This window comes from Bradyrhizobium sp. CCGUVB1N3, assembly GCF_024199925.1.
In the GTDB taxonomy this organism is placed as follows: domain Bacteria; phylum Pseudomonadota; class Alphaproteobacteria; order Rhizobiales; family Xanthobacteraceae; genus Bradyrhizobium.
This window is the reverse complement of the sequence record NZ_JANADR010000001.1, coordinates 6,667,337-6,688,937: the sequence shown is the minus strand read 5'-3', so window position 1 is coordinate 6,688,937 and position 21,601 is coordinate 6,667,337. Positions and strand designations below refer to the sequence as shown.

Below are 21,601 nucleotides of genomic sequence, written 5' to 3'. Positions count from 1 at the left end.
CTCGCGCGGCTCTTTTGGCCGCTGCGGACGGGGCCACCTTAGCGGAATTTTGCGTGGTGTCACGACGAGATAGCGCTGTCATCCGACACGGCTCATCGTCGTTCCGGCGCGCCCGAAGGGCGAACCCGGAACCGTTGGCAACATCGGGTCCTGGCTTTCGCCAGGACGACGACTTGCCTACGCTCTCGCCCTTGGTGCGATGTTCTGTTCGACGCCGGCCTTGCGTTCGGCGGCCACCGCCCGCTTGAAACCCTCGCGCTGTTGCAGCCGCGCCCAATAGGCTGCGACATTTGGCCCGAAATCCCGCGAAAGCCCGATGCTATCTGCAAGCCGCAGGGCATAGCCGATCACGATGTCGGCCGCTGTGAAGCGGCCGGCGCACAAGGCCTCAGTATTGGCAGTCGCTGCCTCAACCGCGCGCAATCTTCCCAAGAACCATTTTGCATAGTCGCCGGCGACCTGCGGATTGCGCCGCTCCTCCGGCTCGAGCTGGGTGTAACGAAGAACCAGCGTTTGCGGGAAGGTCAATGTCGCATCGCTGAAATACATCCAGTTCAGGAAGGCGCCGAAATCGGGATCATTGGCGTCGACCATCAGCGGCGTCGGCCCGTATCGGGTGCCGAGATAGTGGCAGATGCCGGAGGATTCCGTCATCCGCGTCTCGCCATCGATCAGATAAGGAATCGTGCCCAGCGGATTGATCGCCAGATACTCCTTGGCAAAGACGCGCGGCGGGAACGGCAGCATCTTCAGCTCATAGGGCAGGCCCATCTCCTCCAGCATCCAGAGCGGGCGAAAGGAGCGCGCGGCGTCGCAGTGATAGAGCGTGATCATCAGGCGTTTCCCTTGCTACCGGGCAGCGTTCCCATCATCTTGCACAAGACCATCAGCATGACCTCGTCGGCGCCGCCGCCGATCGAGGTCAGGCGACTGTCGCGATAGGCGCGACTGACCGGCGTCTCGTTGGTAAAGCCCATGCCGCCCCAATATTGCAAGCAGGCGTCAGTGAGCTCGCGTCCCAGTCGACCAGCCTTCAGCTTGGCCATGGTCGCGAGTTTCGTCACGTCCTCGCCCGCCACCAGCGCCTCACCCGCGCGATAGACCAGCGCGCGCAGCAGCTCGACCTCGGTCTGCATCTCTGCGAGCTTGAAGTGCACGACCTGGTTGTCAAGGATGCTCTGGCCGAAGGCTTTTCGGTTGCGGGTGTATTCGATGGTCTGGTCGATGATGTATTCGTGCGCCTTCAGGCAGGCGGCCGCACCCCACAGACGCTCCTCCTGGAACTGGATCATCTGGTAGGTAAAGCCCTTGCCCTCCTCGCCGATCCGGTTGCGCTTGGGCACGCGGACATTGTCGAAGAAGATCTGCGCGGTGTCGGAGGAGCGCATGCCCATCTTATCGAGCTTGCGGGCCACCGTGACACCCTTGCTCTTCATGGGGACGCAGATCAGCGACTTGTTGCGGTGAACGGGCCCGTCGCCGGTGTTGGCGAGCAGGCAGATCCAATCGGCCTGCGTGCCGTTGGTGATCCACATCTTGCCGCCGTTGATGACGTAGTCCTCGCCGTCGGAGCGCGCATGGGTCTTGATCGAGGCGACGTCGGAGCCTGCGCCGGGCTCTGAGACACCGATGCAGGCGACGAAATCGCCGGCGACCGAGGGCGCCAGGAACTCGCGCCGCACCTCGTCGGAGCCGAAGCGGGCCAGCGCCGGCGTCGCCATATCGGTCTGCACCCCGATCGCCATCGGCACCCCGCCGCAGGTGATGGCCCCCAGCTCCTCCGCCATCAGCAGCGCATAGGAGTAGTCGAGCCCCGAGCCGCCGAACTCGACCGGCTTGTTCAGCCCGAGGAAGCCGAGGCTGCCCATCTTCCTGAACAGCTCGTGCGCCGGGAAGATGTCGGCCTTCTCCCATTCATCGACATGAGGGTTGATCTCGCCCGCGATGAATTTCTGCAAGCTACGGCGGATCTCGTCGTGGTCGGCGGTGAACAACATTTCTTTCCCTTCGTCATTCCGGGGCGCGCGAAGCGCGAACCCGGAATCCAGAGATGAGTCCAAGAATATCGAGATTCCGGGTTCGACGCTTCGCGTCGCCCCGGAATGACGGTGAAGGTCACAACCCCATCTGCCTCGACGCCAGATCCTTCATGATCTCCTCGGTGCCGCCGCCGATGGCGTTGACCTTGACCTCGCGGTAGATGCGTTCGGCCTTGATGCCGCGCATGAAACCGGCGCCGCCAAAGATCTGCACGGCCTCAGAGGCGCAGAACGCCATCGTCTGCGTCGCCTGGTTCTTCATCATGCAGATTTCGGCAACCGGGCTCTCGCCCTGCTCCAGCCGCCAGGCCAGCAGTTCCAGCATCGCCTGGGACGCCGCGACCTTCTGCGCCATGTCGACGATCTTGTGGCGGATCACCTGGTGCTGGGCGAGCGGCTTGCCGAACGTCTTGCGTTCCTTCACATAAGCGATCGCCTCATCGAGGCAGACACGAGCGAAGGCCGTGCAGCCTGCCGCCATGCCCATGCGCTCACTGTTGAAGTTTTGCATGATGATCTTGAAGCCCTGCCCTTCCTCGCCGATCAGGTTCTCGGCCGGCACGCAGCAGTCGTCGAAATGCAGCGTCGCCGTATCGGACGCCCACCAACCCATCTTCTTCAGCCTGGTGCGCGACAGGCCGGGTGTATCGCCCTCGATCAGGAGCAGGCTGACGCCCCCGGCGCCCTCGCCGCCCGTGCGCACGGCAACAGTCAGATAGTCGGCGCGGAGCCCTGAGGTGATGAACGTCTTCTCGCCGCTCACGACGTAGCGATCGCCTTCACGGCGCGCTTTGGTGCGCAGGTTCGCAACGTCGGAGCCGCCGCTCGGCTCGGTGATCGCAAGTGCGGATATCTTTTCACCGGCGAGAACCTGCGGCAGCACCCTCGCCTTGATCTCGGGCCGCGCGGCGCGCGCGATCGGCGGTGAACCGATGGTGTGGCTCATGAGCGACGCACTGATGCCGCCGGCGCCGGCGCGCGCCAGTTCCTGGCTCGCCACGATCTTCATGAACTGGTCGGCAGGGACGCCACCATACTCTTCCGGGAATCCAAGCCCCAACAGCCCGATCTCCGCGGCCTTGCGATAGAGCGCGCGCGGGAACTCGCCGGCCTCGTCCCATTCATGGGCGTGAGGTTCGATCTCCTTCTCGACGAAGCGGCGCATCACGGCGCGGAAGGCGTCGTGCTCGGCGGTGTAGAACAGGCTCGTCATCGCGTGATCGCTTTCGCTGGCGGCGATTCCTGGTGCCACCATGGCCGGAACACCACCCCGCTCACTTGCGTCGAGTGGCTGGCCGGGGGCAGCCGGCTTCGGTCGAGCCATGTTCCAGCAACTCAACGCAAGACAGTTTAGGCCTCTCGCGGACCAACTCCGAACCAAAAAGAACCTTGCACAAAACTCCGGCCGGCCCTTTCCGGGCCGGCCTGGGCATGTTGCACGGCAATGGCAGGCAGGCGGCACAAGACCGCAAATGGAGGGAGACTTGACCGTTCGCCATTACGACTGGATCGCCCATCACAGCCGCCGCGCGCCGAGCAAGATCGCGATCGTCGACCTCGCGAGCGAGCGCCGCTTCAGCTACGCACAATTCGACGCGCGCATCTCGCGCCTCGCCGCGCATCTGCGCGACAGCCTGAAGGTCTCGCGCGGAGATCGCGTCACGGTGCTGGCGCAGAACACGACCGACACGCTGGAGGTGCAGTTCGCCTGCTTCCGGCTCGGCGCCGTGTTCGTGCCGCTGAACACCCGCCTCACCGTTCCCGAATTGCAGTTCATCGTCGGCGATTGCGCGCCGAAGGTGATGGTCCATGACGGCGATCTCGCCGAGACCGCGCTCAGCGTGACAAGCTCTGCGACATCAAGGCGACGCTGCTGCTCGGTCCCGGCGGCTCCTACGAAGCCGGCATCGCCGCGGCAAGGCCGCTCGACAAGATCGAGCAGGTCACGCTCGATGATGTCTCGACCATCATGTACACGTCGGGCACCACCGGCCATCCCAAGGGCGCGACCATCACCCATGGCATGACGTTCTGGAATTGCGTCAATCTCGGCGGGCCCGCCGGCATTGGACCGTCCACGGTGCTGCTCACCGTGCTGCCGCTGTTCCACACCGGCGGGCTCAACTGCTACACCAATCCGGCGCTGCATGCCGGCGGCACCGCGCTGATCATGCGCGCCTTCGATCCCGGACTTGCACTGCAACTGATCGGCGATCCCGCGCAGGGCATCAACGTGTTCTTCGGCGTGCCTGCGATCTACCAGTTCATGGCGCAGCATCCGGCCTTCGCGACCACTGATCTCAGTCGGCTCGCGACCTGCGGCGTCGGCGGCGCGCCCATGCCGGTGCCGCTGCTGAAGGTCTGGGAGGCGCGCGGCGTCGCGCTTCAGCAGGGTTACGGCATGACCGAGACATCTCCGGCGGTGCTGGTGCTCGACCGAGAGGATGCAGCGCGCAAGGCCGGCTCCGCCGGCAAGCCGGTGCTGCATACGGAGGTGCGGATCGTGCGGCCCGACGGCGCCGACGCCGATGTCGGCGAGCTTGGCGAGCTCTGGGTGAAGGGACCGAACATCACGCCCGGCTACTGGAACCGGCCGGAGGCCAACACATCCTCCTTCACCGACGGCTGGCTGCATACGGGCGATGCGACGCGCGTCGACGAGGAGGGGTTTTACTACATCGTCGACCGCTGGAAGGACATGTACATTTCCGGTGGCGAGAACGTCTATCCGGCCGAGGTCGAGAACGTCCTGCATCAGATCGCGGCAATCGCGGAAGCCGCCGTGATCGGCATTCCCGATGCGCAATGGGGCGAGGTTGGGCTTGCCATCGTCGCGGTCAAGCCGGGACAAGCTTTGAGCGAAGCGGACATCTTCGCGCACTGCGCCGCCAATCTCGCACGCTTCAAATGCCCGCGTCAGGTCCGCTTCGTCGACGCGCTGCCACGCAACGCCACCGGCAAGATCCACAAGCCGACGCTACGCAAGGAGTTTTCGGCGGCTTCGGAAGTCGACAAAGCCACGCCCGCGACCGCCTGAGCGTCAAGCCTCGCGCGGCTGTGTGTCGCTCGCCACTTCGATCGCCACCACCGGCAGGCCGAGGCGGCGCGGATCGCCCAAGGCCGCAAAGCGCGGACAGGTCCATGCCAGCGTGGCCTCGCCCGATGACGGCAGCTCAAGGCGCAGCACGAAGCCATCCTCATGGATCGCGATCGATCGGTCGGCGATATCAGCGCCGTCGAGATAGAAGCGGAGCCCTACTCGATCGAGGGGTTCGCGAACGTTGAGGCATTGAACACGAACGACGTTGCGGCCGGGCCGTCCGCTGATCCGGACCGCAGCTTCGGGCTCACTCCAGCGGAAGGCGCGACCCTGCCAGATCTCCACCGCATTGAAGCCGGCCTGCGCAAGTACAGGATCGCCCAACCGCTGCAACCGAGCGCCGCCGGCCTCGCGAACGCGGTGGATGCAATCGAGACGCTGAACATCGATCAGGGCTGCAATGTAACGCTTCATCCAGCGCGCGATGCTCTCGGACGAGCCGACACGCGACAGAACAGTCAGGACGCAGCGGGCATAGGCTGCTGCGAGCCGCGCTGCACCGCGCGCGAGAAGGTCTCCAAACAGCGCAGGCCCAACCCACCGCCGGAATCCGCGCCATGTCTCGCGACGGTGTCTCGACCATGAACGGCCATCAATCACCAAGGCACGAAGCGCGCTCCGCGCAAGCGCGGGATCGAAATTGTCCTGGCTGCTCCATTCGACCGGAATCTCCAGAAGCTCGCTGCCGGGCTCCCGCCGTGCCCCGCTGAGGTAGCGGATCTCGCCTTCCACGAAATCGAGCGTGAACGTCTTCAGGTCGGACAGCCGTCCGACATAGTAATGATGGAAGCGCGCCTCCTCGAGATAACCGATGACATGGCCGCGCGCGTGGTAGGCGGCTGCGAGCACCCATTCGGCGAAATGGCCGAGCTCCTCGCGCAAGCCGCCGCATTCCTCATAGACCTCACGCCGCGTCACGAAGCATTGGTCCAGCACCTTGCGCCAGGGATGCACCTTCATGCCGAAATCGATGTCGGCCTGATACATCGTGGCCTCTGCTTGCGAGAGGCGATTGTGGCAGACCGGAATCGACTTGCAGGAAAAGCCAGACCACTCGGGATGATCCTCGAAGGCGCAGACACAAAGCGCGAGCACGTCGGGCTCCGGCCAGCAGTGCGATTCCGTGAAGAACAGATATTTCCCACGCGCCCTCGTCGCGCCGACCGCACAAAGGCCGATGTCATGGGCCGAATCGGCGAACTCGAGCCGCGCCTCACCGCCAGCAAGCGCGGACAGATTCTCGCGCAGCGAAAAGTCCGGCGGCACGACCAGGATGATCTCGTAAAGCGGGCGGGCAATGGTCTGCGACATCCAGCCCTGCCATGACTGCTCCCACTGCCCGCGGTGATATTCGAGCGGAATGATGACGGAGAACAGCGGCCCCTCGGCGTCGGGCTCGGCTTGCGGACTTGGCATGAATGACACTGACAAATGGATTCAACAAAAAGCAACGCCGGGACGAAAGAGCCGCTAGACCGGAAGGAACAGGGCGAATGATTCGTCCACCGTACGACGCAGATGGTCACGGTACAGCGCATAATTGACGTTGTCGGGAGCAATCCGCCCCAAGGTCGGCGTCTTGACGTTTCGCGCCGGCACGAGGGCGATGGGTGCCGCGATCGGCGTCAGCTGCGAGCCCGGGCCGGCGCGCAGCGTCGAGATGATGCCGTACATCTCGCCGGCCACCGTCGGCCGCGACACCGTGATCACGCGATGCTGCCCGTGCCGGTTGATGACGAGATAGATGAAGCCGGACTGATGGGGGACGGCAACCTCGCCGGTATGCTCATAGGCGGCGTCCGTGCGCTCACCTTCACGAAAGACCAGCGACGACACTTTCGGCTCCCAGGCGATCTCGGTGCGGTAGGCAAAGAGGGCGTCCTTGTCGCCGAATGACGGCCGCAGCGTGATGTAGACGTCCTCGAGCCAGGTCACCGCGCGGTGCGAATAGGAGCCGAGACTGTCGGGCGCGACATCGTTGCCTGCGGCAGGCGCCGGCGGCGCAGCGTGATTTTTCCGCAATGAGACCCCCAGCGCCTGCTCCAGCCGCACCGTGGTCGCCAGCGTGAACGGGCGCCGGCCGCCCAGCACCTTTTCCAGCGTCGACAGGCTGAGCTTGGCCTGCTCGGCCAGCGCCTGCCGGGAGATGCGGCGTTTGGCGAGCTCCTCGCGGATTTTCTCCCCAACCTCGCGGCTTTGCTCGTCGGTAAGCTGCTTGTCCGGCGTCTGCATCGTTATTCCCTGCTCCAGGCGGACATTCTAGCAGGCCGGACAAATCAGCACAAAACCACACAGGGCCGTCTCCGCGGCGGCCGGTCCGGGTGGCCGGCGGCCGAACATTGCCGATCATTCTGCTCGCGAAATCAGGGCTCCGCGGCCGAAATAGAGGCCAGCCAAACGTGCTTCGGGAGCAGGTGAGATGAGCATTTATGACGAGACCGACAGTGACGAACACCCCATGCTGCGAAAGCTGATCAATCTGGGGCTGTTTCTGCTGGCGCAGGGCGTTGCCGTGATCCTGATCGCCTTCGTGGCCCTGCTTGTGAGCTTCGTGCCGAGTTGGTCGGCCACGCCGGAGCAGGCGAGCCTGCTGCAGCCGGGCGAGGCCCGCTCGGGGACGCTGTTTCTGAAGGACGACGGCGCCACCACAGAGGCCGTCCGTCTCGGCATCGATGTCGACATCACCGTCTCCGGCCCGACGCTGCGCGCCCGCGTCACGCAAGTGTTCAGGAATCCCACCAAGGACTGGGTCGAGGCGACCTATGTCTATCCGATGGCCGCCAACGGCGCGGTCGACACGCTGAAGATGGTGGTCGGCGACCGCGTCATCGTCGGCGACATCAAGGAGCGGCAGCAGGCGCGCGTGATCTATGAGCAGGCGCGTCGGGACGGCCAGAAGGCCGCGCTCACCGAGCAGGAACGGCCGAATATCTTCACCAACTCGGTCGCCAATATCGGCCCGGGTGAAACCGTGCTGGTGCAGATCGAATATCAGGAGCCGGTGCACCAGTCCGGCAACGAGTATTCGCTGCGCGTGCCGCTCGTGGTCGGGCCGCGCTACAATCCGGCGCCGATCGTGCAGAGCGTCGATTTCCGTCCCGACGGCTCCGGCTGGGGCGCGAGCAAGACCGACCCGGTGCCGGATCGTGATCGTATCTCGCCGCCTGTGCTGGATCCCGCCAAGAATCCGCCGATCAATCCGACCAGCATCACGGTTCGTCTCCAGGGCGGCTTCGCGCTCGGCGAGGTCAAGAGCCATCACCATGCCGTCAAGATCGAGAGCCCCGACAATGCAACGCGGATCGTTCGTCTTGCCGACGACACCGTGCCCGCAGACCGCGATTTCGAGCTGACCTGGAAGCCCGCGGCCGAGAAAGCGCCGTCGGTCGGCCTGTTCCGCGAGCATGTCGGCGACGCCGATTACCTGCTCGCCTTCGTGACCCCGCCGTCGATCGAGCAGGCGACGCAAAAACCCTTGCCGCGCGAAGTCGTGTTCGTGATCGACAATTCCGGCTCGATGGGCGGCACCTCGATCATCCAGGCCAAGGCCAGCCTCACCTACGCCCTCTCTCGCCTCCAGCCGAACGATCGCTTCAACGTCATCCGCTTCGACGACACCATGGACGTGCTGTTCACGACGTCAGTGCCCGCCGACACCGAGCATGTCCGGCAGGCAACCGCTTTCGTGGACGCGCTTCAGGCCCGTGGCGGCACCGAGATGGTGCCGGCGATGCGCGCCGCGCTGACCGATGGTCTCGGCGACACCAGCATGGTCCGCCAGGTCGTATTCCTGACCGACGGCGCAATCGGCAATGAGCAGCAATTGTTCGAGACGATCACGGCGATGCGCGGCCGCTCGCGCATCTTCATGGTCGGCATCGGCTCTGCGCCCAACACCTATCTGATGACCCGCGCCTCCGAGCTCGGGCGCGGCGCCTTCACCCATATCGGCTCGGTCGAGCAGGTCGAGGAACGCATGCGCGGCCTGTTCGCCAAGCTGGAAAATCCGGCCGTGACCGGCCTCTCCACCAAGTTCTCGGACGCCTCGGCCGATATCACGCCGGCCATCATCCCCGACGTCTATCGCGACGAGCCGCTGGTGCTCGCGGCCAAGCTCGACAAGCTTTCGGGCTCGCTCGAGATCAAGGGTCGTGTCGGTGACCGGCCGTGGTCGGTGACGCTGCCGCTGCAAAATGCCGCCGAGGGCAAGGGCCTCTCAAAACTCTGGGCCAACCGCAAGATCGGCGACGCCGAGGTGGCGCGCACCATGCGCGAGATGAATCCGGAGGATGCCGACAAGGCAATTTTGCGGTTGGCGCTGGAGCACCAGATCGTCACCCGGCTGACTAGCCTCGTCGCCGTCGACAAGACGCCGAGTCGCCCCGAAGGCGAGCCGCTCAAGCTCAACGAGTTGCCGATCAACCTGCCGGCCGGCTGGGACTTCGAAAAAGTGTTCGGCGAACGGCCGCAGCAAGTGCCGACACAGCTTCGCGAGCGTCATGCGGATGCGAGTACCCAGCCGACCGCGCGGCGCCCGACGCCTGCGGCAGCCGACACGATCCGCCTGCCGAAGACGGCGACCTCGGCCGAGTTGAAGATGATCGCAGGACTGATCGTGCTGCTGCTCAGCCTGGTCCTGTTCGTATTCAACCGGCGTCAGCCTTTGCTCACTGACGCCGGGTGAAAGAGGAGGTCTCAGCCACCTCCTCTTCTTCAGCGCGCGCGGCTGCCCGTCACCCGCCCCAAACAGCCGCGCGCGCCTTTTTTCGATTTGCGGAAACACCAATGCGCCGCATCATCTCTCCTCTCACCCTGGCGCTCGTCGGCCTCATCCTGTTCGGCGACGGCGCTTATATCCACGCCAAGGCATGGCTGGCGCAGGTGCTGCTGGAACGCGCGTTCACCGAGGGCATCGCAAGCGGCCAGCCGACGAAGCCGTGGTCGTGGGCGGATACATGGCCGGTTGCGCGGATCGAGGTGAAGCGGATCGGCGCCAGCGCCATCGTGCTTGCAGGCAGCAGCGGCCAGGCGCTCGCCTTCGGTCCCGGACATGTCGAACAGACCGCGGACGCCGGCGAGCGCGGCGTCGCCGTCTACGCCGCGCATCGCGACACGCATTTCCATTTCTTGCGAGATGTTGCCATCGGTGACGCGATCGAGGTCACGCGCAGCGACGGCAAGCACTTTCACTACCGCGCCGACTCCTCGGCCATCGTGCGTTTCGACGCCTCGGGCATCGATCCCCATGCACAAGGCTACGAGCTCGTGCTGTCGACCTGCTGGCCGTTCGACGCGCTTACCTCGGGTCCGGATCGCTACATCCTGCACGCGACTCTGATTGGAACCGGCAGCTAGGTTTGTCATCGCGGCCGTCCCGTGGGATGGTGGCAGCCGCACCGCGCCAGATGCAACCTGTGTGACTATGCATTCACAAGTTCAATACCTGCCGATCACACCCGGCCTGTTTTCCATCCTGGTGCTGCTGTTCGCCGGGCTGATCATCCTGATCCAGCTCCGCATCCTGCGCTATGCCTATATGAAGCTTGGCGTCGGACCAGGCGTTGCGCTGCTGCTGTTGTTCGGCTCGCTGGTCGGCAGCTATTTCAACATCCCGGTCACGGTGCTGCCGGGCAAGGCGGTACGCTCGGGCGAGATTGTCGATTTCTTCGGCATGCGCTATGTGGTGCCGCTGGTAACGCAATGGCCGGGCACGGTGCTTGCGGTGAATGTCGGCGGCGCCGTGATCCCAACATTGATGTCGAGCTATCTCGTGCTACGCTACCAACTCTGGCTGAAGGCTGTGATCGCGGTGATCGCGATCGCCTTCGTCATCCACATGATGGCGACACCGGTGCAGGGAGTCGGCATCGCGGTTCCCGTCTTCGCGCCGGTGGTGGTCACGGCGATCCTGGCCTTCCTGCTGTCGCGCGAATATGCCGCGCCGCTCGCCTATATCGGCGGCTCGATGGGCACCCTGATCGGAGCCGATTTGCTCAACCTCGACAAGATCGGCAATCTCGGCGCCCCCGTCGCCTCGATCGGCGGCGCGGGGACGTTCGACGGCATCTTCCTGACGGGCATCCTCGCCGTGCTGCTGGCGGGCATCGCCTCGCCCTCAAGACCCCGGGAGGTCTGGTGAGAGCTTCTCATGTCGCGCACAATTAACGATGGCTTCTAACCATGGCCTCCGGGCGCCCGCTTTGCGCGGGGAACTGAACTGGCATTACCGGCCATAGACCTATAGAGAACGGCTCGTAGAGAACGCCTCATAGCGAACGGCTTGGCCAGGCGATTTTTGAGACTGCATTCCTGTTGCGGAACTTTATTGATGGACGACGAATTCAAGCAGAAGGTTCTGCAACAGCTCGATCAGATCGGAAGCCGTATCGCGCTCCTGGAGAGAAACCAGCATCTCATCGCCGCGGGACAAAGACGAGAGTCGCTGCGCAGCCTCTGGCGACGGCCGCCGATGTGGACGTTCGAGCAATATCCGCCGCGCCTGCTCAACGTGAACGGCTTTCAGCCCGCTCCAGCGGCGCCCGCGAACGCACCGCGAATCGCGATGGTGACGCCGAGCTACAATCACGTGCACTATCTCGACGCCACCATCGACAGCATCCTCAATCAGGACTATCCAAACCTGCATTATCACGTGCAGGATGGCGCCTCGATCGACGGAACGGCTGAGCTGCTCGGCAAGCGCGGCAACGGCCTGAGCTGGCGCAGCGAGCCCGACAAGGGCCAGTCGAACGCCATCAATATCGGCTTTTCCGGCGTCGACTGCGAGATCATGGCGTACCTCAACAGCGACGATATGCTGCTGCCCGGTACGCTCGCCTATGTCGCCAACTATTTCACGTCGCATCCGGACGTCGACATCGTCTATGGGCATCGCGTGTTCGTCGATCGCGACGGGCTGGAGGTCGGCCGCGCCGTGCTGCCGCCCTATCACGGCAAGACGCTCAGATATGCCGACTACATTCCGCAGGAGACCATGTTCTGGCGCAAGCGGGTGTGGGACAAGGTCGGGCCGATCGACGAGAGCTTCCACTACGCCCTCGACTGGGACTTCATCCTGCGCGCGCAGGCGGCGGGTTTCAAATTCGTCCGCCTGCCGCGGTTCTTGTCGTGCTTCCGCATCCACGATGCGCAGAAGACCGCCGCCACCTATGCGGTGGGGGTGAAGGAGATGGGAATTCTGCGGCGGCGCGTGCTGGGTTTCGATCCCACGCAGGCCGAGATCCGCCGTGTCATCGCGCCTTATCTCGCGCTCCAGATTGCCTATCACTACGGCTACAAACTCGGCCTCCTTAAATACTGATTGCGGCAGGCCCTATTCCGCGCGGCGGCATGCGGGCCGCGCGGTTGCCACCCGTGCGAACTCACCCTACAAAAGCGGACGTGCCGACAAGAACGCACGCCGAGAAGAACAAGGTGAGGAACCATGGAAGCAAAGGTAACCGCTGCAACCGCCCTGCCATGGTCTCCAGCTCCCGATGCCAGCGACGTCGTGAAAGGCATCCACGCGATGCTGCATCCGCGCAACATCGTGCTGGTCGGCGCCACCGACAAGCCCGGCAACTATGCCGAGCGCATCTGGAACAACCTGATCAAGTACAGATTCGCCGGCTCCCTGTTTCCGATCAACGCGAAGCGCGAAACAATCTGGGGCGTGACCTGCTACAAGGATTTTTCAAGCCTCCCCGAACAGCCCGATCACGTGCTGGTGCTGGTGCCGGCACGCTTCGCCGTGCAGGTGATCCGCGATGCCGCCGCAGCCGGCGCACGCTCGGCCACCATCGTCACCTCGGGCTTCAGCGAGCTGCAGGATGAGGAGAGCCAGAAACTCGCTGGCGAATTGCAGCAGGCAATACGCGAGACCGGCCTCGCCGTCACCGGACCGAACTGCCTCGGCAATTTGAGCGCCGGCGAAAAACTCTTCACCAATATCGACGACCGCGTCGTCACCATGGACCAGGGCGCGGTGGCGATCGCCGGACAATCCGGGGCCATCGTGATGGCGATCCGCCAGGCGCTGGAGGATCGGGGCGTCGGTGTCGGGTACATGGTGACTACCGGCAACGAGGCTGGGCTCGAAACGCCCGATCTGATGCGCTATTTCGCCGAGGATCCGAGCATCCGCGTGATCGTCGTCTATCTCGAGGGCGTGCGCAACACCAAGGCGTTTCGCGATGCCTGCAAGGCCGCGCGTGCCGCCAGCAAACCGGTGATCGCGCTCAAGCTCGGCGCTTCCGAGGGCGGCCGCGCGGCGGCAATGGCGCATACCGGCGCGCTTGCGGGCTCCATCGAAACCTTCGACGCGATCGCAACGCGCGAAGGCGTGATCCGCGTTCGCGGTCTCGACGAGCTGATCGAGACCACCGAATGTTTCGTGCACAGCACCGTGCCGAAAGGCAATCGCCTCGCGGCGGTGACGCTGTCGGGCGGCAAGCGCGGGCTCTTGATCGATGCCTTCGACGCGGCCGGGCTCGACTTTGCAGCGCTGAGCCCACATGTCAGCGGCGAACTCGCAAAGATGCTGGGTCCCGGCTCGATCGTCGGCAATCCGCTCGACGCCGGCTTTGCCGCGGTGGTCGATCCATCCGTCTACATGCGATCAATCAAGCTGATGATCGACGATCCCGATATCGACATCGTCATCATCGATGCCGAGCTGCCGAAGGCGCCGCATGAGCAGCGCGAACGCAACTTGCGCATCGTCAACGAGATGGCGAGCCGGGCCGCAAAGCCGGTGATCTATATCAGCGCGATGTCGATCGGCTTCACCGAGTTCACAAAAGCCCTGCGCAAATCGCTGCCGCATATCGCCGTGATGCAGGGCCTCGACCGAGCAGTGACCGCAATCAAGTCGCTGCTCGACTACGCAAAACTCGCCAAGGAAGTGCCGGATGCCGTCGCAAGCTCGAGGCCCGCGGCGCGCGCCGTGCTGGAGAAGACGCTGAAGGCCGCCACCGGCGCCGCACTCGACGAGGTCGCCTCGAAGAAGCTGTTGAAGGCCTACGGCATCCCGATCTCCAAGGAAGGAATCGCGCAGACGCCGGCCGAGGCCGTGAAGATCGCCAAGCAGATCGGTTTCCCGGTGGTCGCCAAGGTCGTCAGCGCCGAGATCCTGCACAAGTCCGACATCGGCGGCGTCGTGCTCAATCTGAGCAGCGCGACCGAGGTGAAGCAGGCGTTCAACGACATCACCGCGCGGGTCATGAAGCTGAAGGGCAAGCCCAGGCTCGACGGCATCCTGATCGCGCAGCAGGTCAAGGCCGATCTCGAGCTCGTGGTCGGCGCCTCGCTCGACGCCGAGATGGGACCGGTGGTGCTGTTCGGCACCGGCGGCGTCGACATCGAGCTGGTGAAGGACGTCGCGTTGGCCGGCGCGCCGCTCAATGCTGCCGAGGCACGGCAGCTGATCGGCCGCACCAAGGCTGGGGTCAAGATGCGCGGCTATCGCGGCAAGCCAAAGCTGGATGAGGCCTCCGCCGTGAAGGCCCTGGTCGGCCTCGCCAACCTGATTGCGGACGCCGGCGATCGGATCGCCTCGATCGACGTCAACCCGTTCCTGATCAATGCCAGAACCGGTGTCGCCGTAGACGCATTGATCGTCCTCAACAACGCCGCCGCCCGACGCGCGGCCGGGCATTGATCGGCTTCCACTGGCCGCGCTTTGCCCATAAAATCGGCGCGCGACTCCGCTTCCTCGGCGGCAGGTCGCGGGCCGGAACGGACCATGGCGCGCAGAAGCAATTTGATGATCGGAACCGTGACGCTGCTGGCGATCGCCGTGGCGTTCGGCGGCCTGCTTGGCGTGCAGAAATACCGCGCGGCCCAGAGCCGCAGCCAGTTGCGCGTGGTCTTCGAGGGCGGCTCGGCCAGCGGCCTGCGCCGGGGCGGCCCGGTGAATTTCGACGGCGTGCCGGCCGGCCAGATCCTGTCGATCAAGCTCGACAATCCGCGCAAGGTCGTCGCGCTCGTCATGCTCGACAACGCGGCCCCGATCCGCAAGGACACCGTGGCCGGCATCGAGTTCCAGGGCCTGACCGGCATCGCCGCGATCTCGCTGATCGGCGGCGCGCCCTCGGCACCGCCCGTGCCGCTGGATGAGGACGGAATTCCCGTGCTGACCGCCGATCTCAGCGACGCCGAATCGATCGTCGAGACCCTGCACAATGTCGACCGTATGATCGTGAGCAACTCGGCCGCGATCAAGGACGGCTTGCGCACCTTCGAAGACTATACCGCCGACCTCAAGGGCAAGGGCGAAGAGATCGACGCCGTGATGGGCAAGGTCGACAAGGGCTTCGCGAGCTTCGACAATGCGGTGACCAAGATCGAGAACGTCGTGCCCGGCTTCGCCGACGGCAGGGCCGACGAGCTGTTCGAGAAGGTGAAGGGATTGCGCGAGCTCGCCGACACCATGAAGAAGAAATCGGCGAGCTTCATCGAGGACGGCCGCCGCACCCTCCTCGACATCAGCGAGGCCGCCAACAAGATGGCCGGCACGCCGGTGGCCCCTCGCCCGCCGCGCAGGCCCACACAGCAGAAGCAGTGATTTGCCTACCAGGCGTAGCGCACGACGCCCTTGCCGGCATAGGACCGGGTGAGGTTGGAGAACTCGCCTTCGAAGGTTGCCGCCGCCGACCAGCCGTTCAGCCAGCTCATCTCTGCCGAGGCCGTGGTCAATGCGGAGTCACGCGAGAGTGCCGCACCGTTCACGACAAAGGCCGAGCCCGGCAGGGTCTGAAACACGGCACCAATGGTGCGGTCTGGATTGAAATCATGCGCCCAGGCAGCGCGGCCGCGCAGCGTGATGACGCCGCCTAAGGCCGCAAACGATTTGTCGGTGCGAAGGCCGAGCTCGGCACGGGTATCGGTTACACTTCTGGCGGCATAAGTGAGCGCAAAGGCGTTGCTGCCGACGACCGCGGCTTCGGCGTAGTTCGGCAGATTGAAATTGGTCGCCTGAAGCGCGGCATAGGGCGTCACGCCCATCCAGGGCGTCACGTAACGATAACCGCCTTCGATGCGACCCGAGAATGCGTTGGCGTTGAACCGGGCTTGCAATTGATCGAAGCCCGCGGCCGTGACGATGCGATTGGTGGTGAGGTCCTGCCAGCCATAGGCCAGCGCGGCCGTGACGTAAGCAGGCCCCGACGTGTGACGAACGAAGGCACCCGCCTGGAACAGATCGGAATGCCCCCAGCCGAGCCCGTTGACGCTGAAGCCGGTGGCACCACCGGCAAGCGCGAAGCCGGCGACCGTCGAGGGCGAGAAGCGATAGTCGAGGCCGACTGCCGTGCCGTACAAATTGCTTGTCGTGTTGCTGGAGCCGAGCGCAGCGTTGCCATCCGTGGCCTGCGAACCTCCAAAGCCCGCCGCCCACACATTCCAGCGCTGCTCGAAATCAGCCTGCGGCGCCTTGCGGTAGATCGAAGCGAACGCATCGCGCGCGATCCTACCCGTGGCCTTGCCGCTGGATGAGTAGGCGCTCGCGCCAGCTTCATCGGCAAAGGGCGTCGCACCTGGTGCGCCACCATTGCGTCCAGCCGAGAACGGATCGGTCAGGAGGCTGAGGAACAGGCTCATCGCATTGAACGTGGCCTGCTGCGAACCCGTTGCCGGCTCGCCCGAAGCCTGGGTCAGGCCGTTGGGACCGAGGCCCGCGAATGCAGCCGGCAGGCCGCCATTGGCGTTGAAGAAGTTTTGCAGAGTGGTCGCGACGTTCTTCTGATTGACGTTGAGGCCGTACTTGGCTCCATAGTCGAGCGTGAAATTGAGATAGACGATGCCGCCTACCACGTTGGTCGTACCGATGAGGCCACCGGGCGCGGCGACTCCTGCAAAGTTACCGGTGGCGGTGCCCGTAAACTGCATGATCTGGTATTGTGCTAACACCGAGCTGCCCGGATTTAGCGAGACACCGACAGTGCCGTTCAAGGTGACATTGCCGAGCACATTGGCAAAGCTCGAACTGATGCCACTCCCGATCTGCACGAGGTAGAGCGCGCCGGACTGGAAGGCGAGGTTGCCCTGAACCAGCATGCTCGAGCCCGGTCCGCCGTCGCCGGGCGCAAAGATGCCGCCAGAGGCGATGACGGTGTTGCCGACAATGCCGAAGCCGAACAGCGCGCCGCCTGCGTTTACGGTGGTCAGGCTCGACTGGGAGTTCACGCCGTCGATCTCCAGCACGCCGCCATTCACGGTGGTGGTGCCGGTGTAGGTATTGGTGCCCGAGAGGATCAGCTTTCCGCTGCCGACCTTTTCCAGGTTGCCGGAGCTGGTCGGACCGCAGCCGCAGGAGTCGCCGATGACGCCGCTCACCTCGGTCGAGAGATTGTTGCTGCCAACGACGAGCGTGTTGCCGCCGCCGATGTAGTAGTTGCCGCTGCCCTCGATCGAGCCGGCGGTGATGCGGCCATCGCCATTGGGACCGATGCTGCCGCTAAAGTCGACGACGCCGGTCCCGGTGGTGATGAAGCGCGCATTGCCGCCGGTGGAATTGTCGTAAAAATCCGTTTCGCCGCCGTCCTTGGTGATGATGGTGGCGTTGCCGGCGGTGGTGAAGGCGCCGAACTGGGTCAGGCCGGTCGCTTCGTTGATGATCGTGGCGTTGCCGGCGGTCGCCGTGTCGGTCCAGGACGGCTGACCGAAGACGGTCACGCCGAAATTCGCGTTCACGATGGTGGCAGAGCCCGCCGAGGATTGATCGAGAAAGAGAGTGCCACCGCCGTTCTGATTGGTGATCTTCGCCGAGCCCGCGGTGGTGTGGGCAAAGAAGATCGTGCCGCCGCCATCGTTGACGATGGTTGCGTTGGCAGCAGTTGCGGTATCAGTTCCCCCAAATGTGCCGAAGAACGTCTCGCCACCGTTGAAATTGGTGATCGCAATCGAACTGGCGCTGGTCGCATTGAAGAACGTCGTCGTCGCCGCGCCGTCATTCAGGATTGAGGTGATGCCTGAGGTGTTGGCGTTGACGATGTTGAAGAAGCCATCATTGGTAACCGCGCCGACGATGCTGCCGGTGTTCGTGGCGTCCCCGAGCTGAAGCGTTGCGCAGGAGCAGATGAAGGTGCCGCCGGTGTAGGTATTGGCCCCTGTCAATGCGAGCACGCCCGGCCCCTGGACGTTCAGACCGCCGCTGCCGACGATACGTGAGGCGATCACCGCGGACGGATCGGTCGGGCCGGCAAGATCGGCCACGCTGATCGTCGTTCCGCCCGCGGCGAGCCGGAGGTCGCCGCCCTGGATGGTGTAGATCGAGAGGTCGCCGGTAAGATCGAACACGACGCTGCTGGTGAGCTGCACGCCGGCGGACGTGACCGTCACCGTGCCGCCGATGGCCGGCGTGGAGGTGCCAGAAGCGCCGAACACCGTCGTGGTCAGCGCGGTTGGATCGTAGACGGAGCTCACCGTGCCGGGATCGTTGGTCCAGTTGGTGGTGGTCGTATCCCACGCGCCGCCGCCGCCATTGATGCTGCCGTTCGGGGTGGTCTGTGATCCATTGAAGAATTGCTGAGCGCTGACAGGAGCCGGCACAGCAACTGCACTCAAGGCCAGAATGACCCAGACGACCGGTCGAGGGGCCGTGGCACCGAGCCACGATCCGTCGCGCCTGCTCAATGGCGACCGAAACTCCACCCCCAACGCCCCACATCCCCAGCGCTCCCAGCGGCGCCGACGGGAAATTAGGCGATGGGGTCCCTGCGGGAAACTACGTGCCCCACTGAATGGGCCGATTCGCGTACAACCCGAGCAGATTCAGGCGCGGTTGTTGCAACCACGCCACGCTTTGGGAGGTTGCAGTTATCATCCCGCGCACGCCAGGCCAGCCGCGAAGGCCAGCCCGCGGCGGGTTGCCGCAGGCCGCGGCCGGCCCTTCTCGATGACCGATCCTTGGTCCTGGTCGTCGGCCGCGTAGCGCAACGGCTCACTGGACGCTACCCGCCCAACAAACGGTGTCGTCCCGGCGAAGGCCGGGACGACTACGGAATATGCGGAGCGCGCTGTAGCCCACTTCACCCGTACACGAACGCCTTGTCGTCCAGATTCGTCTTCGGGATCTCGTCCTTCTCGGTCAAGTAATCCTGGCTGTGCTGCCATTCCGGCTTGTCGCCGCGCTTCGGCAGCAGGTCCATGTTGCGCATCATGTAGCCGGGGTTGAAGTTTTCCGGATCGATCCAGGGCAGAATTGGCATGTTGTGGTCTTCGGAACGCAGCTTGACCTCGACCTTCCTGGCGCCCTTCGCCTTCATATGGCCGAGAAGCCGGCAGACGAAATCGGCGACGAGATCGACGCGCAGCGTCCAGCTGGCGCGAAAATAGCCGAATACCCACACCATGTTCGGCACGCCCGTGAACATCATGCCGCGATAGGTGACGGTGTCACCGAAGGCGAGCGGTTTTCCGTCGATCTCGAAGGCGATGTCTCCGAGCGCGGCGAGATTGAAGCCGGTCGCGGTGACGATGACGTCGGCCTCGAGCAGCTTGCCGGATTTGAGCTGGATGCCGTTCTCGACGAAGCATTCGATCTCGTCGGTGACGACCGAGGCCTTGCCGCCGGCGATGCCCTTGAACAGATCGGCATCGGGCACGAAGGCGATGCGCTGCCGCCACGGTCGGTACGTCGGCGTAAAATGCGTCTCGACGTCGTAGTCCGGACCGAGGATTGCGGAGATCTGCCCGATCAGCTCCTTCTTCACCTCTTCCGGCTTCGCCACGCAGAGTTTTGTAAACGCATCCTGCTCGAACAGGATCTTCCGCCGCACGATCTCGTGGATCCATTCCTCATCCACCTGAAGCCTGCGCAACTCCTCGGCAATCTCGATGGCGTTGCGGCCGATGCGGAAATAGGTCGGCGAACGCTGGAGCATGGTGGCGTGCGCGCATTTGTCGGCGATATTCGGCAGCAGCGTCGCAGCCGTTGCACCCGAACCGATCACCACGACCTTCTTGTCGGTGAGATCGAGATCATCCGGCCAGGTCTGCGGATGGACGATGCGGCCTTTGAACCTGTCCGTGCCCTTCCATTCCGGCGTGTACCCTTCGGAATGGCGATAATAGCCCTGGCACATCCAGAGGAAGTTTGCGATGAAGATCTTCGTCTCGCCGGTATCGGTCGTCACTGCCTCGATGGTCCAGAGATTGGTCTCGCTCGACCAGCGTGCCGAATTGATCTTGTGCTTGTAGCGGATGTGTTTGCCGAGATCGTTCTCCTCGATCACATCGTTCATGTAGGTCAGGATCTCCTCGGCAGCCGCAATCGGCGGCCCCACCCAGGGCTTGAAGCGATAGCCGAAGGTGTGGAGATCGCTGTCCGAGCGGATGCCGGGGTAGCGATGCGTGATCCAGGTGCCGCCGAAGCTGTCCTTGGTTTCCAGGACGACGAAGCTCGTGCCAGGAAGCTGCTTTGTCAGATGATAGGCGCTGCCGATACCGGAGATGCCGGCGCCGACGATCAGGACGTCGAAATGTTCAGTGGTTTGCTGCGTGGTGGGCTGAGTACGGACGGCGACATTCATTGTTGATTCTTTGCCTTTTGAGGTCGCCTTGACCAGGCGACGCGTTTCCTCCGCGACGGGATCATCGCTGCCCACCGCGCTTCCGCTTCAAAATGACATAGATCAAATCGCAATCAAATCACAACGCCGCACCCCAGCTCCGCGCCGTCTGCACAATCCAGTCGCGGTAGAGCGTGAGCGGCGTGACACCGGTCATACCGCCGCAGCCCGCGCTGCCATTCGGCCCCGTCGACCAGCTGATGACGCCGACGACGACGGGACCGTTGGGCTTGTCCTCGAACGCGGGACCGCCGGAATCGCCGGTGCAGGCGCCGATTCCGGCGCGAACGCCGTTGGTTACGGGGTCCACAAGCCTGATTTGCAACGTGCCAGGCTGGCCGGTCACGACAAGGCCCGCAACACGCGTCATGCCGCTGCTCTTGCCGTCGCCGGGCACCGTGACGCCGACGCCTGCGATGGTAAAGCGGCCGCCGACCACGATCGGAATTTGCGGCGCGCCGATCTGCGATGTTGATTTTCCTTTGAGTGGAATTTCGAGTTGCAGCAACGCCACATCGGCGGTCGCACGATGTGCCAGCATGGCCTGCATGTTGAAGCTCGGATGGATCGCGACCGCACGCACGTTCTGCAACTGCGGTTTGCCGTCGGCGCCGTAGTCGAGGATCTTGTACTCCGCGCCAGGCTGCACGCAGTGTGCGGCGGTGAGCACCAGCCTCGTGGCGATGAGGCTTCCGGTGCAGAAATTGCCGCGCGATCCGACGATCGTGACGATCGAGCGCGCGACGCCCTCGGACTGTGGCGTGCCGCCGCCGACGATGGCGTTGACGGGTGCAGTGAACAGCAGCGCCACTGCTGCGAGCAGGATGGATGACTTGTTCATGGGCGAGTGTGGTAGCCGCTGGGACGCCTTTCGCCAAGAGCCCCTTGGAAGA

14 protein-coding genes and 1 pseudogene are annotated in these 21,601 nt (G+C 64.1%); 7 read left to right on the top strand and 8 right to left on the bottom strand.

What is annotated here, in order from left to right:
• Window positions 1-177 precede the first annotated feature (177 nt).
• From NLM33_RS31855 to NLM33_RS31845, 3 genes are all read right to left on the bottom strand, one after another.
• Window positions 178-834: a glutathione S-transferase family protein gene (locus NLM33_RS31855; protein ID WP_254102144.1), complete on the bottom strand. Its 657-nt coding sequence runs from the start codon at window positions 832-834 to the stop codon at window positions 178-180.
• The gene (locus NLM33_RS31850; protein ID WP_254102142.1) at window positions 834-1,997 is read right to left on the bottom strand and encodes an acyl-CoA dehydrogenase family protein; all 1,164 of its coding nucleotides are present in this window, start codon (window positions 1,995-1,997) and stop codon (window positions 834-836) included. Before NLM33_RS31850 ends, NLM33_RS31855 begins: the two co-directional genes overlap by 1 nt.
• A 118-nt stretch (window positions 1,998-2,115) precedes the next feature.
• A complete protein-coding gene (locus NLM33_RS31845; protein ID WP_254106001.1) occupies window positions 2,116-3,252 on the bottom strand; it encodes an acyl-CoA dehydrogenase family protein in 1,137 nt (378 codons plus the stop codon).
• Window positions 3,253-3,523: 271 nt separating this feature from the next.
• On the opposite strand from NLM33_RS31845, the pseudogene NLM33_RS31840 reads away from it, so the two are divergent.
• Window positions 3,524-5,076 (top strand): annotated as a pseudogene (locus NLM33_RS31840) (long-chain fatty acid--CoA ligase).
• Window positions 5,077-5,079: 3 nt separating this feature from the next.
• Here the strand turns inward: NLM33_RS31840 and NLM33_RS31835 are convergent.
• Window positions 5,080-6,555, bottom strand: a complete 1,476-nt coding sequence (locus NLM33_RS31835; RefSeq protein WP_254102140.1) for a glycosyltransferase family 2 protein — start codon at window positions 6,553-6,555, stop codon at window positions 5,080-5,082.
• Window positions 6,556-6,609: 54 nt separating this feature from the next.
• A complete protein-coding gene (locus NLM33_RS31830) occupies window positions 6,610-7,371 on the bottom strand; it encodes a helix-turn-helix transcriptional regulator (RefSeq protein WP_254102139.1) in 762 nt (253 codons plus the stop codon).
• Between the two features lie 187 nt (window positions 7,372-7,558).
• On the opposite strand from NLM33_RS31830, the gene NLM33_RS31825 reads away from it, so the two are divergent.
• The 6 genes from NLM33_RS31825 to NLM33_RS31800 all read left to right on the top strand — a co-directional run bounded on the left by NLM33_RS31825 (window position 7,559) and on the right by NLM33_RS31800 (window position 15,703).
• Window positions 7,559-9,823: a marine proteobacterial sortase target protein gene (locus NLM33_RS31825; RefSeq protein ID WP_254102137.1), complete on the top strand. Its 2,265-nt coding sequence runs from the start codon at window positions 7,559-7,561 to the stop codon at window positions 9,821-9,823.
• 101 nt (window positions 9,824-9,924) lie between these two features.
• Entirely contained in the window at window positions 9,925-10,494 is a 570-nt protein-coding gene (locus NLM33_RS31820) for a class GN sortase (RefSeq protein ID WP_254102135.1), read from the top strand.
• 67 nt (window positions 10,495-10,561) lie between these two features.
• Window positions 10,562-11,278, top strand: coding sequence for a DUF1614 domain-containing protein (locus NLM33_RS31815; protein WP_254102133.1), 717 nt, complete (start codon window positions 10,562-10,564; stop codon window positions 11,276-11,278).
• Between the two features lie 189 nt (window positions 11,279-11,467).
• Window positions 11,468-12,460, top strand: coding sequence for a glycosyltransferase family 2 protein (locus NLM33_RS31810; RefSeq protein WP_254102131.1), 993 nt, complete (start codon window positions 11,468-11,470; stop codon window positions 12,458-12,460).
• Window positions 12,461-12,583: 123 nt separating this feature from the next.
• Window positions 12,584-14,797: an acetate--CoA ligase family protein gene (locus NLM33_RS31805; protein ID WP_254102129.1), complete on the top strand. Its 2,214-nt coding sequence runs from the start codon at window positions 12,584-12,586 to the stop codon at window positions 14,795-14,797.
• A gap of 84 nt (window positions 14,798-14,881) precedes the next feature.
• Window positions 14,882-15,703 (top strand): MlaD family protein, encoded by an 822-nt coding sequence (locus tag NLM33_RS31800; protein ID WP_254102127.1) that lies wholly within the window; start codon window positions 14,882-14,884, stop codon window positions 15,701-15,703.
• 5 nt (window positions 15,704-15,708) lie between these two features.
• On the opposite strand, the gene NLM33_RS31795 is transcribed toward NLM33_RS31800, so the two are convergent.
• The 3 genes from NLM33_RS31795 to NLM33_RS31785 all read right to left on the bottom strand — a co-directional run bounded on the left by NLM33_RS31795 (window position 15,709) and on the right by NLM33_RS31785 (window position 21,549).
• Window positions 15,709-18,771, bottom strand: a complete 3,063-nt coding sequence (locus NLM33_RS31795; RefSeq protein WP_254102125.1) for an autotransporter domain-containing protein — start codon at window positions 18,769-18,771, stop codon at window positions 15,709-15,711.
• Between the two features lie 395 nt (window positions 18,772-19,166).
• Complete coding sequence (locus tag NLM33_RS31790; RefSeq protein ID WP_254102123.1) at window positions 19,167-20,669, bottom strand: NAD(P)/FAD-dependent oxidoreductase; 1,503 nt, start codon at window positions 20,667-20,669, stop codon at window positions 19,167-19,169.
• A 118-nt stretch (window positions 20,670-20,787) separates the two neighbouring features.
• On the bottom strand, window positions 20,788-21,549 hold the full coding sequence (locus NLM33_RS31785; RefSeq protein ID WP_254102120.1) for a trypsin-like serine protease: 762 nt from the start codon (window positions 21,547-21,549) through the stop codon (window positions 20,788-20,790).
• Window positions 21,550-21,601 lie beyond the last annotated feature (52 nt).

What these genes read in the sequence shown, in the direction of transcription:
- NLM33_RS31810 (WP_254102131.1), top strand. Translation starts at nt 11,468, where the DNA reads ATGGACGACGAATTCAAGCAGAAGGTTCTGCAACAGCTCGATCAGATC.
- NLM33_RS31805 (WP_254102129.1), top strand. Translation starts at nt 12,584, where the DNA reads ATGGAAGCAAAGGTAACCGCTGCAACCGCCCTGCCATGGTCTCCAGCT.
- NLM33_RS31800 (WP_254102127.1), top strand. Translation starts at nt 14,882, where the DNA reads ATGGCGCGCAGAAGCAATTTGATGATCGGAACCGTGACGCTGCTGGCG.
- NLM33_RS31825 (WP_254102137.1), top strand. Translation starts at nt 7,559, where the DNA reads ATGAGCATTTATGACGAGACCGACAGTGACGAACACCCCATGCTGCGA.
- NLM33_RS31850 (WP_254102142.1), bottom strand. Translation starts at nt 1,997, where the DNA reads ATGTTGTTCACCGCCGACCACGACGAGATCCGCCGTAGCTTGCAGAAA.
- NLM33_RS31790 (WP_254102123.1), bottom strand. Translation starts at nt 20,669, where the DNA reads ATGAATGTCGCCGTCCGTACTCAGCCCACCACGCAGCAAACCACTGAA.
- NLM33_RS31835 (WP_254102140.1), bottom strand. Translation starts at nt 6,555, where the DNA reads ATGCCAAGTCCGCAAGCCGAGCCCGACGCCGAGGGGCCGCTGTTCTCC.
- NLM33_RS31845 (WP_254106001.1), bottom strand. Translation starts at nt 3,252, where the DNA reads ATGACGAGCCTGTTCTACACCGCCGAGCACGACGCCTTCCGCGCCGTG.
- NLM33_RS31855 (WP_254102144.1), bottom strand. Translation starts at nt 834, where the DNA reads ATGATCACGCTCTATCACTGCGACGCCGCGCGCTCCTTTCGCCCGCTC.
- NLM33_RS31830 (WP_254102139.1), bottom strand. Translation starts at nt 7,371, where the DNA reads ATGCAGACGCCGGACAAGCAGCTTACCGACGAGCAAAGCCGCGAGGTT.
- NLM33_RS31785 (WP_254102120.1), bottom strand. Translation starts at nt 21,549, where the DNA reads ATGAACAAGTCATCCATCCTGCTCGCAGCAGTGGCGCTGCTGTTCACT.
- NLM33_RS31820 (WP_254102135.1), top strand. Translation starts at nt 9,925, where the DNA reads ATGCGCCGCATCATCTCTCCTCTCACCCTGGCGCTCGTCGGCCTCATC.
- NLM33_RS31815 (WP_254102133.1), top strand. Translation starts at nt 10,562, where the DNA reads ATGCATTCACAAGTTCAATACCTGCCGATCACACCCGGCCTGTTTTCC.